The organism is Salmonella sp. NW1250 (assembly GCF_051812965.1).
Classification (GTDB): Bacteria; Pseudomonadota; Gammaproteobacteria; order Enterobacterales; family Enterobacteriaceae; genus Salmonella; species Salmonella enterica.
The window spans coordinates 183,719-200,526 of sequence record NZ_JAMNDD010000007.1 but is presented as its reverse complement, the minus strand read 5'-3'; the positions used below and the strand labels follow the sequence as shown (position 1 = coordinate 200,526).

Here is a 16,808-nt window from a genome sequence, read left to right as displayed (position 1 = left end):
GGGGTTTACTTATGGATAAAAAACTAGAACCTTATTATTTAAGTGCGGAAACGGCATTATCTATAGTGTCTAAAAAATTCAACATAAAAATTGACATCAAAGAGGATGATATAAATTTAAGATTTAAAAAGTACGACAGAAATAACACTGACGACTCTATACAAATGAAGAATTTCTTTTTGTCGTTAGGGCTTTCTCTACAGGATATATTATTTAATAATGGTGAGGATTTACTAAATGAGCCTATGCCGATTTTACTATTAACACCAGAAATGAAGTGGATGGTGTGTGTGAGTGGCGGGCAAAAAATAAAGTTGGTAAACGCGCGTGGTGAACTCTGTTATGTTGAAATTGAAGAAGAATATTTAAAAGAGTTATCTGCATTTAGTATACTACCTTTAAATAAAGTTGTTGATAGTATAAGAGTAAAAAATATCATAAAAAACTCTTTATCGATGAACAAGATTTTTTATACTAAATACTTCTTTTCATCTCTTTTTATGGCAATTTTTGCGTTAACTATCCCAGTATTTAGTAATCTGTTCTATGATAAGCTTGTTCCAAGTGCTTCGGTTTCATCTTTATTTGGCGTGGCTATAATTGTTGCTGTATTTATTGTTTTTGAGTTTATCCTTCGTACTTCGAAAGATATTTATCAGTCTATCACAGCAAGGCAGGATGACGTCGATATTGATATCGCATTTCTTGAAGCGGTCCTGTATAGTAAAAAGAAAAATGGCAGATCCATGTCATCAGCATTTGTGCTATGGAATGAGTTTCAGAAAATTAAACCCGTTTTATTAAACTCGATCTTTCAACGTATAGCCGATATTCCAATATTTATTATATTTCTCATTGTTATATATGTAAATTTAGGTCTGGTCGTTATTGTACCTGTTACCATGTTTATCGTCTCTATTATTATTTCCCTCGTTAACCACCATTATACTAATGAGTTAATGAACAAACAAAAAGAAGGACAGAAGAACAGGAATATTTTTATCTCAGAAGTTTTCTTATCTATTAAAATGATCCATACCTTAAATAATCAAGGTTTACTTTTTGATTGGGTTAATACATCAAATGAACAGTCGTATCTTAACCTGAAGATAAGGAAATTAAATCTTATCTATCAATCTATATTGGGGAGTATGTCATCTATTACCCAAATAACTATTATGGTAATAGCCTTTTTTATGGTAATCAAGGGTGATGTTACTACTGGCGCAATTGTTTCATCTGTCATTGTCTCTGGTCGTATTTCCGGGATCATTTCGAATTTTTCTTCTACATTAATCTCTATTTTATCAGCAGAAAAAACCGGTAAGGATCTGCTTTCTTTTTTTGATGAAGATCAGGCAGAAAAAACACCGGCATTACAGTCAATATCAAAGTGCAATGGCGATATCTCTATCCGGGGCGTGAGTTATCAGTATGATGCTCAATCTCCGATGATTATTAACCGACTGTCTATAGACATACCTGCGGGGCAACGTGTCGCGGTGGTAGGCGAATGCGGAGCAGGAAAAAGCTCATTACTGGGAATGCTATCTGGCTACCTTTCGCCAACAGACGGTGCCATCTTATATGATGGATATAACTTAGGACATTTATCGCAGAACTTTTTTTCTCAGCATTTAAGCGTGGTGACGACACATGATGTTTTATTCACCGGAACCATTGAAAGTAATTTCGCGTTAAAACCGCAAAACGACAGGGGCCGGGTACTCAAGGCGCTTCATCTGGCGAACTGTGGTTTTATCTTGCAACATCCTATGGGGCTGAAGTTTCCGGTGAATTTTATGGCTAAAAACCTGTCATCCGGACAGCAGCAGCAGTTATTATTAGCACGTAGTCTGAGCAGTAACGCCAGCGTCTTTTTATGGGATGAACCAACATCAAATCTGGATGAGAATACCGAGAAGCAAATTTTTGATAACTTAGATGAGTTTATTCATGGGAAAACGTTGATCATGGTGACGCATCGTCGATACCTGATAAAGTATTTTGACCGGGTCCTGGTAATGAAAGGTGGAAAAATAATCCGTGATTGTTCTCCGGATAAATTATTAATGTAAAATAAGCAGCGCTTGTCGCTGTTATCAGGCGGTACTGCTTAATAAAAAAGACCCGTTGCACAAACGGGTCTTTTTTTGTCATTTAACGAGTCGGCAACGTCTTCAATAAGTTTAGCTCGATTCTGTTAGGGCTATTCCACTTGCCATTTTGGGATAACCACACCTGGCGGCCCTCATCAACGGCAATGCGAGGGACGTGATGGTTCGCAAGGCTACCCTTGGCGCGCGATTCCGCGTTGAGATAACCGGTGGGCGGCTTCAGCGGCAGCGATAGCCTATCAGGTCAGCACCATCGGCCATTCTGGCGGGGTCTGGCTCATCGTTTCGACCATCACGGCTTCAATGTTATGCCAGATCGCAGCGAGATCCATCATGGTAATACCGAGTAAGCCGGTGGCAAACCAGCAGGCGGATACCACGCCCAGACCGCTACTGATCACCGCCAGACCAATATAATCTGATTTACGGAAACGGATATTGAGCGTGCTGGCTAAAAACATGAGCACGGCGCTCAGCAGTTGCCAGCGGAGAAGAACGACACCAGTGGTTATGGCAGCCATGAAACATTTCCTCTGAATAGACCTTTGTCCAGGACAGCACGGCGTTGTTCCCGGGAAACGTGGGACATTCTGGCTATCAACGGACGTCACATCAACATCGAATGAAACATTGTTTCTATTTCATTGTTTTTGTGAACTGTATCACAAAAGCCAGCTTGTTCGCCAGATCGGCAATGTATTTTTTGTGCGTTTTATAACCGTATTTTTTGTGTGACTTCTACGCGTCCGTAGAGAAACTGCCGGAAAGCAAAGATGTATTATTACTACTCTTTTATTTTTTTCGTGAAATTCAGACCTGATAAAAATATCAAGTTATTTATCAAAAGAAAGGAGTAAAGATGTATACCCCATCGTTTACTTAGGTATAAATCTGATATTATCAAAAATATTTAGCGTCCTGCCTGGTATGCGAAAGAGATTGCGCGTAGTTATTAATGATAAATGTTGATCGGTAAAAGTCTGTTGCTAATATTGATAAATTCATGCACCGTAAACCTCCGTTTGGTTCACGTCTTATTTTGCCAACAATAGTCACAAATAATGCAGGGAAATAGGCTGAAAATGAGTCAAAGCACACGACGCAAGGTGTTGAGATTTCTCGGAACGATCATTGTGGTGTTACTTCCTGTATTGCTGGCGATCTGGTTTGCTCATATCCGGGCAGTCTCTGAAACCAGAAATCAGTTACATTCATTTGCGCAGTTGGTATTAGATAAAACGGAGCGGGTTATCCTGCAAGCGGATTTAGCCCGCGATGCCGCTGAACAATATCAGGGGCAAGCCTGTACGCCAGCCCATCAACAGCGAATGCTGAATATTATCCGCGGTCGTTTGTACATTAATGAGTTGATTTATGCTAAGGGCCAGCGTTTTCTATGCTCTACGGTTATGACGCCAACAAGTCCTTATTTTATTCCCCGCGCTGACTATAAACGAAAGCCTGACATCGCTATTTATTACTATCGTGATACGCCTTTTTTCAACGGTTATAAAATGACATATATGCAGCGGGGAAACTATGTCGCGGTTATCAATCCCTTATCTTATAGCGAGGTGATGTCAGACGATCCGGCGTTGGCCTGGGGAATGTATGATACGGTGACCAACACCTTTTTCTCCCTGAGTGAACAGGCGCAGGCTGATCAGCTATTACCTTTGGTACGACGGAGTGAACCTGTGTTCCAACAGGGTGAGCGTTTTTATACTCTGGTTAAATCAGCAAAACGACCGGTTGCCGCGATTGTGTCAACCTCAAAGCAACGCTTTTACCAGAACCTCTTTCATCAGCTTACGTTAACGCTACCGTTAGGGATCATCTGTAGCATTATCGTCTTATTTATGTGGTCACGATCCCGGCAGGCATATTACTCACCGCGTCGATTGCTGCAACGGGCCATTACCAGGCACCAGCTTTGCCTTCATTATCAGCCGATCATTGATATCCGAAATGGGACATGTGTAGGTGCCGAAGCGCTATTGCGTTGGCCGGGCTATCACGGTCCGGTGATGAGCCCGTGCGAATTTATTCCGCTGGCGGAAAAAGAGGGGATGATTGAGCAGATCACCGATTATGTCGTCGAAGAGGTATTTAATGATTTAGGTGGTTTTCTGGCCGCGCACCCGCATCTTTATGTCTCTATCAATCTCTCTGCCGCCGATTTTCTCTCTTCCCGACTAATTGTGATGATTCATGAAAAAACGCGTCAGCATTCAGTGCTTGCGCAACAGATAAAGGTTGAAGTGACTGAGCGCGGATTTATTGATGTGCCTAAAATGACGCCGATTATTCAGGCGTTTCGCCAGGCGGGATACGAGGTGGCAATTGATGACTTTGGTACCGGCTATTCGAACTTGCATAACCTGTACTCATTAAATGTCGACCTTTTAAAAATTGATAAATCTTTTGTCGACACGCTAACCACTAATAGCGCCAGCCATTTGATTGTGGAACATATTATTGAAATGGCGCAAAGTTTGCGGCTAAAAATCATTGCTGAGGGGGTTGAAACGGCTGAACAGGTTAGCTGGTTGCTAAAACGCGGCGTGCAGTATTGTCAGGGATGGCACTTTGCGAAGGCGTTGCCACCGCAGGAATTCATCGCCTGGTTACAACAAACGCCCGCGCCTCTGACGATACGCGGGCAGACGCCCTACAGGCGGTGACGGTAATCGCTGGGAGTGCGATCGAACTCGCGGCGAAATACACGCGAGAAGGTTTGCTGCGATACATAGCCCAGGTCCATCGCGATATCAAAAATCGGGCGCTCGGTCGTTCGTAGCTCAACGGCCGCCAACAGGAGACGGCGCTGGCGAATATACTCGCCTAATGTTTGATGCGTTACCGTACGAAACATCCGCTGCAAATACCACTTGGAGTAGCCCGATTTTTTTGCCACCACATCAATGTTTAGCGGTTGGTCGATATGTTCATCAATCCATTCGATAAGGGTCTGAATTATCTGCTGATGCGACATATTGTTGCCTCTTAAACAGTATTCGATTCGTCGTTTTGTCTGCGGGCGAGTATAATTCCTCAAGTTAACTTGAGGTAAAGCGATTTATGGAAAAAAAATCTCCCCGTTTAAAAGCCTTACTGACGCCGGGGGAAGTTGCGAAACGTAGCGGTGTTGCTGTGTCCGCCCTGCACTTCTATGAAAGCAAAGGGCTAATTACCAGTATCCGTAATAGCGGTAACCAACGGCGATACAAGCGTGACGTGTTGCGTTATGTCGCGATTATCAAGATCGCCCAGCGTATCGGCATCCCGCTGGCAACTATCGGCGACGCGTTTGGTATCTTGCCGGAAGGACATACGTTAAGCGCGAAAGAGTGGAAGCAGCTCTCCTCGCAGTGGCGCGAAGAGTTAGACCGACGTATTCATACGCTGGTGGCGTTGCGCGATGAGCTGGACGGTTGTATCGGCTGCGGCTGTTTATCGCGTAGCGACTGTCCGCTGCGAAATCCAGGCGACAGGCTTGGCGAACACGGGACGGGCGCCCGGCTGCTTGAAGATGATTAACATGCACTCGGCCATCGGGCTGAGTTCACCTAAAACTAAAGCGCCGCTAAGGGCGCTTTAGTTTGTTTCCGGTCTTTGTCTTTCGCTCTATCCCGCTGATTACAGGAGGGTTTCCCCCGACGTCAACACCCCTCATATCGAGCACGTGGTGGAGGTTCCGGTTTGTGTTGATACTGTAAGTGTAAGCGACGACGCCCTGTTCGCCAGCGAAATGCTGATTTTTTAGCCGAAATTTTTACGGCAACTGCCATAATTTTCTATAGTTAGTTGGCATACCTTACAGGAGACAGCCATGCTGACGGTGCACCATTTAAATCAGTCTCGTTCGCAGCGCATCCTCTGGGCGCTGGAAGAGCTGGCGTTGCCTTACCAGATTGTGCGTTACCAGCGTGAAAAGACCATGCTGGCGCCGCCGGCATTGAAAAAAGTGCATCCGCTGGGCAAGTCTCCGGTTATCGAAGATCACGGTATGGTTATTGCGGAATCGGGCGCCATCCTGGAATATTTGCAGGACACTTACGACAGTATCGGACGCTTTAAACCTGCGGATGCGCAGGGGAAACAACACTATCGATTCTGGCTACATTACGCTGAAGGTTCGCTCATGCCCTTGCTATTGATGAGATTGCTCTTTACCTCTCTGGGTAAACCGCCGGTACCATTGGGCCTGCGAACGTTGGGCGGCGTTATCGGTAAGGGCGCGCAAAAAGCGTACCTTAATCCGCAACTGGAAACCCATGCGCGCTTTATTGACGGGCATCTGGCAAATCACCCCTGGTTTGCCGGAGAGCAGTTAAGTATGGCGGATATCCAGATGAGCTTCCCGCTATTTGCGCTGCTTGCCCGAGGCGGGATCGCTCATCTCGACCATATCAACGCATGGAAAGCGCGGGTAGAAATGCGTCCAGCCTGGCAGCGAGCGATTCAGCAGGGCGGTCCGTTTACCATTCCCGGCGGATAACGGTGTTTTTGTGAGCAGATTGCGCAACGTATTTGCTAACAGCGATGCGAAAAATTGTTGCTGGATTGCGCAGGGACGATAACGTTTGCGCATCGTCTGGCGATTTATTGAGCATACTAAGCAGAAAAGCATAAAAAGCGGCAAAGTTCAGTTGAAAAAGCGTTTATGATCGCTGGATAATCGTTTGCTTTTTTTTGCCACCCGTTTTGTATACGTGGAGCTAAACGTTTGCTTTTTTGCGGCGCCCCGGTTGTCGTAAATGTAGCACAAGGAGATAACGTTGCGCTGTTAGTGGATTACCTCCCACGTATACCGACGAATAATAAATTCTCAGGGGATGTTTTCTATGTCTACGCCTTCAGCGCGTACCGGCGGTTCACTCGACGCCTGGTTTAAAATTTCACAACGCGGGAGCACCGTTCGCCAGGAAGTCGTTGCTGGCTTAACCACGTTTCTTGCGATGGTTTACTCCGTCATCGTGGTGCCAGGGATGCTGGGTAAAGCCGGGTTCCCGCCTGCTGCCGTCTTTGTAGCGACCTGCCTGGTCGCAGGCGTCGGCTCTATCGTTATGGGGCTTTGGGCGAATCTGCCGCTGGCTATCGGTTGCGCTATCTCGTTGACGGCGTTTACCGCGTTTAGCCTGGTCCTGGGGCAGCATATTAGCGTCCCGGTCGCGCTTGGCGCCGTATTCCTGATGGGCGTACTGTTTACCGTTATCTCCGCCACCGGCATTCGTAGCTGGATTTTGCGTAACTTGCCACAGGGCGTGGCCCACGGAACCGGTATCGGTATTGGCCTGTTTTTGTTGCTGATTGCCGCCAACGGCGTCGGCCTGGTCATTAAAAACCCGTTGGATGGCCTGCCGGTCGCGCTGGGCGATTTCGACACCTTCCCGGTGATTATGTCGCTTGTAGGGCTGGCTGTTATTCTCGGTCTGGAAAAGCTGAAAGTCCCCGGCGGCATTCTGTTGACCATTATTGGCATTTCTATTGTGGGTTTGCTCTTCGATCCTAACGTCCATTTTTCCGGCATTTTCGCCATGCCTTCGTTGAGCGATGAAAACGGCAACTCACTGATCGGCAGCCTGGATATTATGGGCGCGTTAAACCCTGTCGTTCTGCCAAGCGTACTGGCGCTGGTGATGACGGCGGTGTTTGATGCGACCGGAACGATCCGTGCGGTCGCAGGGCAGGCTAATCTGCTGGACAAAGATGGACAAATTATCGATGGCGGTAAAGCGCTAACCACCGACTCCTTGAGTAGCGTTTTCTCCGGCCTGGTCGGGGCGGCGCCAGCCGCGGTGTATATCGAGTCTGCGGCCGGTACGGCGGCGGGTGGTAAAACGGGCCTGACGGCGATTACCGTGGGCGTGCTGTTTTTGCTGATCCTGTTTCTTTCGCCGCTCTCTTATCTCGTTCCCGTCTACGCAACCGCCCCGGCGCTCATGTATGTCGGTCTGCTGATGCTGAGTAACGTGGCGAAAATCGATTTTGCTGATTTCGTCGATGCGATGGCGGGGCTGGTAACGGCTGTATTTATTGTACTGACCTGTAACATTGTCACCGGGATTATGATCGGCTTTGCCACGCTGGTCGTCGGGCGTCTGGTTTCCGGCGAATGGCGTAAGCTGAATATCGGAACTGTCGTCATTGCGGTCGCGCTGGTCGCTTTTTATGCCGGCGGTTGGGCTATCTAGTTCTGCCTTCATTCTGAAAAACGGGCGGCGTTGGTCGCCCGTTTTCATTTTCAGGACACATCACGTTACCTTTTGCGTTAATCTGAAGAAGGTGAAACCGAGGCATGATGCCTTTCTCCATCATAAAAAACATCGCAAACAGGGAACGCATGGAAATTTTCTTCACAATACTCATCATGACCCTTGTGGTCTCGCTGTCGGGGGTATTTACGCGTGTATTACCCTTCCAGCTTCCTTTACCCCTTATGCAGATCGCCATTGGCGCGCTGTTGGCGTGGCCGACGTTTGGTTTGCATGTGGAATTCGACCCGGAACTCTTCCTGGTGCTGTTTATTCCGCCGCTGCTGTTTGCGGATGGCTGGAAAACGCCGACCCGTGAATTTCTTGAGCATGGACGAGAGATTTTCGGGCTGGCGCTGGCGCTGGTCCTGGTAACGGTCGTGGGAATCGGCTTCCTGATTTATTGGCTGGTGCCCGGCATTCCGCTGATCCCCGCCTTTGCGCTGGCCGCCGTGCTGTCGCCGACCGATGCGGTAGCGCTCTCCGGAATTGTGGGCGAGGGGCGTATCCCGAAAAAAATCATGGGCATTCTGCAGGGAGAGGCGTTAATGAACGACGCCTCCGGTCTGGTATCGCTGAAATTCGCCGTCGCGGTGGCGATGGGGACGATGGTCTTTACCGTCGGCGGCGCGACGCTGGAATTTTTTAAGGTCGCTATAGGCGGTATTCTGGCGGGTTTTGTGGTCAGTTGGCTGTATGGCCGCTCGCTGCGTTTTTTGAGCCGCTGGGGCGGCGATGAACCCGCGACGCAGATCGTCCTGTTGTTTCTGCTGCCCTTCGCGTCTTACCTGATTGCCGAACATATTGGCGTCTCAGGCATCCTGGCCGCGGTTGCCGCCGGGATGACCATCACCCGTTCTGGCGTAATGCGCCGCGCGCCGCTGGCAATGCGTTTGCGCGCGAACAGTACCTGGGCGATGCTGGAATTTGTCTTTAACGGTATGGTCTTTCTGCTGTTGGGACTGCAATTGCCGGGTATTCTGGAATCTTCGCTGGCGGCGGCGGAAGCTGACCCGAATGTCGAAACCTGGATGCTCTTTACCGATATCGTGCTGATTTATGCAGCATTGATGCTGGTTCGCTTCGGCTGGCTGTGGACCATGAAAAAGTTCAGCCTGCGCTTTTTGAAGAAGAAACCGATGGAGTTCGCCAGCTGGACGTCGCGTGAAATTCTGATTGCTTCCTTCGCTGGCGTTCGTGGGGCGATCACCCTGGCTGGTGTGCTCTCTATACCGTTACTTTTGCCGGATGGCAGCGGATTTCCGGCGCGTTATGAACTGGTATTCCTGGCGGCTGGCGTCATTCTGTTCTCGTTATTTGTCGGCGTGATCATGCTGCCGCTGCTGTTGCAACATCTGGAAGTCGCCGATCATGCGCAACAGTTGAAAGAGGAGCGTATCGCCCGCGCGGCGACGGCGGAAGTGGCGATTGTCGCCATTCAGAAAATGGAAGAGCGTCTGGCGGCGGATACCGAAGAAAACATCGATAATCAGTTGCTTACTGAAGTAAGCTCACGTGTCATTGGTAACTTGCGTCGCCGTGCCGATGGGCGAAACGATGTCGAAAGCTCCATACAGGAAGAAAACCTGGAGCGACGTTTCCGTCTGGCGGCGCTGCGTTCCGAACGCGCCGAGTTGTATCATCTGCGCGCCACACGAGAAATCAGCAATGAAACATTGCAAAAGCTGCTGCACGACCTGGATTTGATGGAAGCGCTACTGATAGAAAATCAGTAGTCCTTGTGGCCCGGTGGCGCCATGCTTACCGGGCCTACAAGTAGGCCGGATAAGGTGCTTGCGCCGCCATCCGGCAAGGGTTTTAACCCATGGTTTACGGTTGTTTCAGCCAAAACCCTTCGCAACAGGTTAACCATGCCCGGGCGCTGTGCGACAGATACACGCCCTCTCGCCAAATCATGCCTAACTGCCAGCGGAGATCGCTTTCCAGCGGTAGCCAGCGCAGCGTGGCCTTATCCAGACGCTGACAAATTGGCTCCGGCAAAATGGCGATACCGACGCCCGCTTGCACCATGGCGGCGAGAAAATCCCATTGCCCGCTGCGCACGGCAATCCGTGGTTTTACGTCATGCTGGCTAAATAAGGTCATCAACTGGCGGCTCAGGGCAAAGTCTTCGTTATAGATAAGAAGAGGATGCTCCGCCAGAGCTTCAGGCGCGATGGAGTCGCAGGTTGTCCACTGACCGGAACGGGGAACCAGCACGCACAGCGGATGACTGAACAGCGATAACGTCGTCAGCCCGCTCGCTTCTTCCACCGGGAGCGCGGTCATCGCAACATCCAGCTCACCATTCATTACCGCCTGCTGTACCGTCAGGCCGCCAAACTCCGAAATTTTGAGTTCAACGCCAGGGTAGCGTTGTCGAAACAAACTGATTGGCCCGGCCATCAACATGCCGACCATCGGGGGAATACCCAGCCGCAGCACGCCCTTATTGAGATGGTTAATATCGCTCAACTCAGCCTCTAACTGGCGAAACTCAGCGAGGATCGCCAGACCGCGTTCAAACACCACGCGTCCGGTATCGGTCAGCAATAACTTACGTCCGTCGCGGATCAGTAGCGTACAGTTAAGCTCATCTTCAAGATTTTTCAGCATCTTGCTAATGGTGGGCTGGGTGACAAATAACTTCTCCGCTGCGCGGGTGAAACTTTGCTGGCGCACCACCTCGACAAAATAACGCAGCGTTCTGATATCCATGATTATTCCTTCCGACTATGCCTGCAATGATTTTAATTCATTTCTGCCCGTGACGGAGGTTCTCTATACTGGCGCTCCGTATTATTTTTCAGGACATTCCCTCATGGCTGTGGCGATAAGCCGCGTTACGCCTGCCGTTGTGCAACGACTCCAGGTACCGGTTCAGGTACTGCTCTATGCAGGTTTATTCATTTTTTCCCAATATCTTGTCTCCTGGCTGCACCTGCCGTTGCCCGCGAATCTGGTCGGCATGGTGCTTATGTTGGCGCTGATCGTTTGCCGGATTATTCCGCTTAGCTGGGTACGCGCAGGCGCACGCTGGCTGCTGGCGGAGATGCTGTTATTCTTTGTTCCCGCCGTCGTGGCGGTAGTGAACTATGCCCATCTGTTACTGGTGGACGGCTGGCGCATTTTCTCGGTGATAGCGATCAGTACCTTAATGGTACTCGGCGCGACGGCGTGGGTGGTGGATAAAGTGTATCGCTATGAGATGAGTAGGCTAAACCGTGAATAACGTTCAGTTAAGCGTACTGTGCCTGGTGATTACGCTGGGAATTTATTTCGCCAATAAGCGCCTGTATCGCCGTTTTCGCAAATTGCCGTTGATGCCATTAGTGCTGACGCCGGCACTGCTGGTGTTAATGCTGGTGTTCGGTCATATCTCCTGGCAAAACTACATTGGTGAATCGCACTGGCTATTGTGGCTGCTCGGCCCGGCGACCATTGCCTTTGCGGTGCCGGTGTACGATAACCTCGCGATTATCAAACGTCACTGGATGTCGCTCACCGCGGGCGTAGTGACGGCGACGGTGGTGGCGGTCACCAGTTCCGTTTGGCTGGCGCGTTTGTTCACGTTATCGGATGAGATTCAGCGTAGTCTGGCGGTACGTTCCGTTACTACGCCGTTTGCGCTGGCGGCGGCAGAACCCCTGGGCGGGCAGCCGGATCTGGTGGCGCTGTTCGTGGTCGTCACTGGCGTGTTTGGCATGGCGGTCGGCGACGCGCTATTTTTGCGTCTCTCTATCCGGGAAGGCATGGCAAAAGGGGCAGGATTCGGCGCGGCGTCACATGGGGCGGGCACGGCGCGTTCCTATGAACTTGGTCAGCAGGAGGGCGTCGTCGCCAGTCTGGTAATGATGCTGTCCGGCGTGGTGATGGTACTGGCTGCCCCGCTGGTGGCGAGGGTGATGTTCTGATTTTCCTCCGACCCACGGGGCCGGAGGAAACGGTAAGATTAATGCGCACGCCCTTGTTGTACGCCGAATCCCGTTTGGGAGCGGATAAACTGAGCGCGGAACTGCTCACGTTCACGGTTGCCTTCTGCCGAGTTATCGGTGGCCGAGAAAAACCAGATCCCCAGGAACGCCACGCTGATAGAGAACAGCGCCGGATACTCATACGGGAAGATCGCTTTTTCGTGACCGAGGATCTGCACCCAAATGGTAGGGCCAAGAATCATCAGCACCACCGCTGTCAGTAAACCTAACCAGCCGCCCAGCATAGCGCCGCGCGTGGTCAGTTTTGACCAGTACATGGAAAGCAGAATGATGGGGAAGTTGCAGCTCGCGGCGATAGCAAACGCCAGGCCCACCATAAAGGCGATGTTCTGATTTTCAAACAGGACGCCGAGGATAATGGCGATCACGCCCAGCACCAGGACGGTGATTTTCGACACCTTCAGCTCTTCACGTTCGGTTGCGCCTTTGCGGAACACGTTAGCGTACAAATCATGCGACACCGCCGATGCGCCCGCCAGCGTCAGACCGGCGACCACCGCCAGAATGGTGGCAAACGCCACTGCCGAAATAAAGCCGAGGAACAGGTTACCGCCTACCGCGTTGGCCAGATGCACCGCCGCCATGTTATTGCCGCCAATCAGCGCGCCCGCCGCATCTTTATAGGCGGGATTCGCCCCCACCAGCATGATAGCGCCGAAGCCGATAATAAAGGTCAGAATGTAGAAATAGCCCATAAAACCGGTGGCGTAGAACACGCTCTTGCGCGCTTCGCGGGCATCGCTGACCGTAAAGAAACGCATCAGAATATGCGGCAAGCCGGCGGTGCCGAACATCAGTCCCAGACCCAACGACAACGCCGAAATCGGATCTTGCACCAACCCTCCTGGGCTCATAATCGCTGTGCCTTTCGGGTGTACCGCCATCGCTTCGGTAAACAGATTATTGAAGCTAAAGCCGACGTGTTTCATCACCATAAAGGCCATAAAACTGGCGCCAAACAGCAACAGGACGGCTTTGATAATTTGCACCCACGTTGTCGCCAGCATCCCGCCGAACAGCACGTACATCATCATCAGCACGCCGACCAGCACTACGGCGATGTGATAGTTGAGGCCGAACAGCAGTTCAATCAGTTTACCGGCGCCGACCATTTGGGCGATGAGATAAAGCGCCACCACTACCAGGGAGCCACAGGCCGAAAGAATACGGATTGGCCCCTGTTTCAGGCGATAAGAGGCAACGTCAGCAAAAGTATAACGTCCCAGATTACGCAGGCGCTCGGCAATCAAAAACAGGATGATTGGCCAGCCGACAAGGAAGCCCAGCGAATAGATCAGCCCGTCATAACCGGAGGTAAACACCAGCGCGGAAATGCCGAGAAATGACGCGGCGGACATATAGTCGCCGGCAATCGCCAGGCCGTTCTGGAACCCGGTGATATTGCCGCCTGCGGTGTAGTAGTCGCTACGGGAACGTACGCGTTTAGAGGCCCAGTAGGTAATACCGAGCGTAAACACGACGAAAATCAAAAACATGATAATCGCCTGCCAGTTGGTGGGCTGGCGTTCAACCGCGCCGCTAATGGCATCCGCCGCATGAGCGGCGAAGGGGAGTGCGGCGGCGAGCGCCGTCAGAACTCTCTTCATAATGCTTTCACCTCATGCAGTACGGCGTTATTAAGACGATCGAATTCGCCGTTCGCCCGCCAGATATAAATTCCGGTTAACACAAAAGAAATCACAATCACCCCGACGCCAATGGGAATTCCTCGGGTGACGCTGGTTCCCGCATGTAGAGGCGTGCCCAGCCAGCCAGGCGCGAAGGCGATCAGTAAAATAAAGCTGATATAAACCGCCAGCATGATAACCGACAGAATCGTGGCAAACCGTTGCCGTTTTTCAACTAATTCCCTGAAACGCGCACTGTCTTCTATCCGCTGATAAATTTGGTCATTCATCACAGAGCTCTCCAGAGGTCCCCCTGCGTCTTTCGCGCTACAGGCGCGTTGGCCGCACTCGCGCGCCCCAGCCACATAGTGAACTTGAACTATGCTGCTGAGGGTGTGCTCGCTTGCCGCCTTCCTGTAACACGAAATCCTTTGGGGGAGGGTTTTTTATATTTCCCTCTCCCGGTTTGAGAGAGGGCAGGGGTAGGGTCGTAGGCCGGATAAAACGCGTTCGCGTTGCCATCCGGCATTTATGGTTATGACGGCATCGCGATGGCCTGCTTCTCTTCGAGCAGTTTCTCCACCACGCCAGGATCGGCGAGAGTCGAGGTATCGCCCAGATTGCTGGTATCGCCCGCCGCGATTTTGCGCAAAATGCGGCGCATAATTTTGCCGGAACGGGTTTTTGGCAGTGAGTCGGTCCAGTGCAGCACGTCCGGCGTCGCCAGTGGGCCAATCTCTTTACGTACCCAGTTGCGCACCTCCGCGTACAGTTCTGGCGACGGCTCCTCGCCGTGGTTGAGCGTCACATAAGCGTAAATCGCCTGGCCTTTGATAGCGTGCGGAATACCCACCACCGCCGCTTCGGCGATCTTCGGATGCGCCACCAGCGCTGACTCGATTTCCGCCGTACCCAGACGGTGGCCGGAGACGTTTAACACGTCATCCACGCGACCGGTGATCCAGTAATAGCCGTCTTCATCGCGACGCGCGCCGTCGCCGCTGAAATACATATTCTTAAAGGTAGAGAAATAGGTCTGCTCAAAACGTTCATGATCGCCGAACAGAGTACGCGCCTGGCCCGGCCAGGAATCGGTGATGACCAGATTGCCTTCCGTCGCGCCTTCTTGCGGATGGCCTTCGTTATCCACCAGCGCAGGCTGTACGCCAAAGAAAGGACGGGTGGCGGAACCGGCTTTCAGTTCGATAGCGCCCGGTAGCGGAGTGATCATAAAACCGCCTGTTTCAGTCTGCCACCAGGTGTCGACGACCGGACATTTTTCCTTGCCGATCTTCTTCCAGTACCATTCCCACGCTTCGGGATTGATCGGCTCGCCGACGGAACCCAGAATGCGTAGTGAAGAACGGTCGGTGCCTTCAATGGCTTTATCGCCTTCCGCCATCAGCGCGCGGATGGCCGTCGGGGCGGTATAGAGAATGTTGACCTGGTGTTTGTCGACCACCTGGCACATGCGAGCGGGCGTTGGCCAATTCGGCACGCCTTCAAACATTAAGGTGGTCGCGCCGCAGGCCAGCGGGCCATACAACAGATAGCTGTGCCCCGTCACCCAACCCACATCGGCGGTACACCAGTAAATATCGCCAGGGTGATAATCAAAGACATACTTAAAGGTGGTCGCGGCGTAGACCAGATAACCGCCGGTGGTGTGCAGCACGCCTTTCGGCTTGCCGGTGGAGCCGGAGGTATAAAGGATAAACAGCGGATCTTCGGCATTCATCGCTTCAGGCTGGTGCTCAGGGCTGGCTTTTTCAATCAAATCGCGCCACCACAGGTCGCGGCCTTCTTGCCAGTCAATGTCGCTGCCGGTGCGCTTCAGGACGATCACATGCTCAACGCTAGTGACATTCGGGTTTTTCAGCGCGTCATCGACATTCTTTTTCAGCGGGATACTGCGTCCGGCACGTACACCTTCGTCAGCGGTGATCACCAGCCGCGAGCTGGAGTCGATAATGCGTCCGGCGACGGCTTCCGGCGAGAAGCCCCCGAAGATCACCGAATGCACCGCGCCGATGCGGGCGCAGGCCAACATTGCCACCGCCGCTTCCGGCACCATCGGCATATAAATCGCTACCACATCGCCTTTTTTAATGCCCAGATCCAGCAGTGTATTCGCGAAACGGCAGACATCGCGATGCAGTTCGCGATAAGAGATATGTTTACTCTGCGACGCGTCATCGCCTTCCCAGATAATGGCGGTGCGATCGCCATTTTCCTGCAAATGGCGGTCAAGACAGTTCGCCGCCAGATTCAGCGTGCCGTCCTCGTACCATTTAATCGACACATTGCCTGGCGCAAAGGAGGTGTTTTTCACTTTTTGGTACGGCGTGATCCAATCGAGAATTTTTCCCTGTTCGCCCCAAAACGTATCGGGGTCGTTAATAGACTGTTTATATTTAGTCTCATACTGCTCTGGATTTATCAGGCAACGATCCGCAATGTTGGCGGGAATGGCGTGTTTATGTGTTTGGCTCATGCTGTTGTTCTCCTTGTAGGATGTTAATAATATGTCGCATAAACGTTAAATGTAGGGTCTTAATAAGTTTTGTTTAGTATTTGGGCGACAGATCACGCAAAAAGGGAACTGTGCAAATAAGCAGCAATCTATTTTTTGATTGTGTCCCGCAAAATTAGATAAATTTTCGGGATAACATGACGTTATATGAAATTTTTTAAAAAAGTGATCCGTGTCCGGAAATCAGAAAAGAGAGGGAGTTTTGTCCAGGTTACTAACTCTAAAGTGGTATTTTACATACACTTACAATTGATTAAAGACAACATTTTAAGTGTGGT

Annotated in this window: 14 protein-coding genes; 8 read left to right on the top strand and 6 right to left on the bottom strand. The window is 50.9% G+C overall.

Annotation, left to right across the window (positions count from 1 at the left end; all coding sequences use genetic code 11):
* Window positions 1-11: 11 nt before the first annotated feature.
* Complete coding sequence (gene siiF / locus NBA72_RS14365) at window positions 12-2,078, top strand: SPI-4 type I secretion system protein SiiF (RefSeq protein WP_000358582.1); 2,067 nt, start codon at window positions 12-14, stop codon at window positions 2,076-2,078.
* Window positions 2,079-2,356: 278 nt separating this feature from the next.
* On the opposite strand, the gene NBA72_RS14360 is transcribed toward siiF, so the two are convergent.
* On the bottom strand, window positions 2,357-2,638 hold the full coding sequence (locus NBA72_RS14360) for a YjcB family protein (protein ID WP_000719058.1): 282 nt from the start codon (window positions 2,636-2,638) through the stop codon (window positions 2,357-2,359).
* 561 nt (window positions 2,639-3,199) lie between these two features.
* Here NBA72_RS14360 and NBA72_RS14355 point away from each other — a divergent pair.
* Window positions 3,200-4,801: an EAL domain-containing protein gene (locus NBA72_RS14355; protein WP_000083651.1), complete on the top strand. Its 1,602-nt coding sequence runs from the start codon at window positions 3,200-3,202 to the stop codon at window positions 4,799-4,801.
* Here NBA72_RS14355 and soxS read toward each other — a convergent pair.
* Window positions 4,789-5,112, bottom strand: a complete 324-nt coding sequence (soxS, locus tag NBA72_RS14350) for a superoxide response transcriptional regulator SoxS (RefSeq protein WP_000019483.1) — start codon at window positions 5,110-5,112, stop codon at window positions 4,789-4,791. The genes NBA72_RS14355 and soxS overlap by 13 nt on opposite strands.
* 86 nt (window positions 5,113-5,198) lie before the next feature.
* Between soxS and soxR the strand changes: the two genes are divergently transcribed.
* The 4 genes from soxR (at window position 5,199) to NBA72_RS14330 (ending at window position 10,110) form a co-directional block, all read left to right on the top strand.
* Window positions 5,199-5,657, top strand: a complete 459-nt coding sequence (gene soxR / locus NBA72_RS14345; protein ID WP_000412686.1) for a redox-sensitive transcriptional activator SoxR — start codon at window positions 5,199-5,201, stop codon at window positions 5,655-5,657.
* A gap of 292 nt (window positions 5,658-5,949) precedes the next feature.
* Window positions 5,950-6,618: a glutathione S-transferase family protein gene (locus tag NBA72_RS14340; RefSeq protein WP_000958575.1), complete on the top strand. Its 669-nt coding sequence runs from the start codon at window positions 5,950-5,952 to the stop codon at window positions 6,616-6,618.
* Window positions 6,619-6,964: 346 nt separating this feature from the next.
* Window positions 6,965-8,314: a guanine/hypoxanthine transporter GhxP gene (ghxP, locus tag NBA72_RS14335; protein ID WP_000106907.1), complete on the top strand. Its 1,350-nt coding sequence runs from the start codon at window positions 6,965-6,967 to the stop codon at window positions 8,312-8,314.
* 149 nt (window positions 8,315-8,463) lie between these two features.
* The gene (locus NBA72_RS14330) at window positions 8,464-10,110 is read left to right on the top strand and encodes a Na+/H+ antiporter (RefSeq protein ID WP_000402189.1); all 1,647 of its coding nucleotides are present in this window, start codon (window positions 8,464-8,466) and stop codon (window positions 10,108-10,110) included.
* Between the two features lie 94 nt (window positions 10,111-10,204).
* Here the strand turns inward: NBA72_RS14330 and NBA72_RS14325 are convergent, their stop codons facing one another.
* Window positions 10,205-11,092, bottom strand: coding sequence for a LysR family transcriptional regulator (locus tag NBA72_RS14325; protein ID WP_000354962.1), 888 nt, complete (start codon window positions 11,090-11,092; stop codon window positions 10,205-10,207).
* A gap of 103 nt (window positions 11,093-11,195) precedes the next feature.
* Between NBA72_RS14325 and NBA72_RS14320 the strand changes: the two genes are divergently transcribed.
* Both NBA72_RS14320 and NBA72_RS14315 read left to right on the top strand, forming a co-directional pair.
* On the top strand, window positions 11,196-11,606 hold the full coding sequence (locus NBA72_RS14320; protein WP_000257347.1) for a CidA/LrgA family protein: 411 nt from the start codon (window positions 11,196-11,198) through the stop codon (window positions 11,604-11,606).
* Entirely contained in the window at window positions 11,599-12,288 is a 690-nt protein-coding gene (locus NBA72_RS14315; RefSeq protein WP_001067096.1) for an LrgB family protein, read from the top strand. Before NBA72_RS14320 ends, NBA72_RS14315 begins: the two co-directional genes overlap by 8 nt.
* Before the next feature lie 38 nt (window positions 12,289-12,326).
* On the opposite strand, the gene actP is transcribed toward NBA72_RS14315, so the two are convergent.
* The 3 genes from actP to acs all read right to left on the bottom strand — a co-directional run bounded on the left by actP (window position 12,327) and on the right by acs (window position 16,491).
* Window positions 12,327-13,976: a cation/acetate symporter ActP gene (gene actP, locus NBA72_RS14310; protein WP_000832536.1), complete on the bottom strand. Its 1,650-nt coding sequence runs from the start codon at window positions 13,974-13,976 to the stop codon at window positions 12,327-12,329.
* Window positions 13,973-14,287, bottom strand: a complete 315-nt coding sequence (locus NBA72_RS14305) for a DUF485 domain-containing protein (RefSeq protein ID WP_000999620.1) — start codon at window positions 14,285-14,287, stop codon at window positions 13,973-13,975. The genes actP and NBA72_RS14305 overlap by 4 nt, the downstream gene beginning before the upstream one ends.
* Window positions 14,288-14,532: 245 nt before the next feature.
* Complete coding sequence (gene acs / locus NBA72_RS14300) at window positions 14,533-16,491, bottom strand: acetate--CoA ligase (protein ID WP_000083877.1); 1,959 nt, start codon at window positions 16,489-16,491, stop codon at window positions 14,533-14,535.
* Window positions 16,492-16,808: the final 317 nt, after the last annotated feature.